Origin of the sequence: Protofrankia sp. Cas8 (assembly GCF_963555845.1) — a bacterium.
Classification (GTDB): domain Bacteria; phylum Actinomycetota; class Actinomycetes; order Frankiales; family Frankiaceae; genus Protofrankia.
The window spans coordinates 3035-4005 of record NZ_CAUVXI010000008.1 but is presented as its reverse complement, the minus strand read 5'-3'; the positions used below and the strand labels follow the sequence as shown (position 1 = coordinate 4005).

The following is a 971-nucleotide window of genomic DNA, read 5'->3' as shown; positions in this document are numbered from 1 at the left end:
ATCGATGTCGAACGGCACGGCCTGGTTGCGGTCGAGGAGGACGACGAGCGGGCGTGTTTCGTCGAGGCGGGGCGGTTGCGTGCCCGGCGGGCTGCGCCGGAAGGCTCTGGCCGACCGGTGCGGGTGTTGGTCGAGGTCCAGCGCCGTTTCGGGGGTCTTGCGCCGCGAGCCTTGCTGGGGGCACGGTTCCTGCCCGTCCCGAATACGGACACTGTCTTCGAGGTCGATTACGCTCCCGGTGGCGCGTCGGCCGCGTGTCCGAGTCGCTTGTGGTCACGGCCGTTCACTGTCGGACTGCCCGAGGAGTTCGCCGCGGCGGTTCTTGACGCTCTGTTGGCCGACGCGACGCCTTGGCCGGCCGGCGTGCTGCGGGTGGATCGGGCCGGATTCGATGAGGTCGAGTCGTCGGAGGTGGTCTTCGGGCAGGCGGCCGGGGTGCTGGCATGCGCGATGGCTGCGATGCTGCGCGAGCAGGACCTGGAAGCCGCCGTCCGCGCTGTGATGGGGACGTGGTGAGACGCCGATCTGGCTTATCGGCAGGGTTCGAGAGCAGGTGGCAGCCACGCTCGGGTGGTGAACAGGTCCGAGAGTGCGGTCATCATGTCGATGCCCCATTTGCGGGCGGTCGACAGGTAGGAGGCGACGACTGCGACGTCGGCCTCAGTGAAGCATCGAAGAGCGGCGGCAGGACTATCGACGTCAAACTGCTGGACGGCTCTGTTCAGAAGGTGCATGTCGGTGGGTGAACTGGAATCGAGCCGGACGCTTTGACGGGGATGGCTATTTCGAGATGGATGACGTGGAGTTTGCGGCGGTGGCTGCGCGCGTCAATCCGCGGGTTCCTTGGTGGCACGATTGAGGTTCGTGACGACGTCAACCGATTGCGGCGTCGGTTTCACTTCGAGGCTGGGAGCAGTCCGAGGCCCCGTTTGGGCCGACTGATACGTTAGTGGATAGCAGGGCTATGACTT

Annotated in this window: 1 protein-coding gene; it reads left to right on the top strand. The window is 65.9% G+C overall.

Translation table 11 applies throughout. The features are described from left to right. On the top strand, positions 1-516 hold a 516-nt coding region (locus U9977_RS02820), incomplete at its 5' end, for a hypothetical protein (protein ID WP_322747571.1). Positions 517-971: the final 455 nt, after the last annotated feature.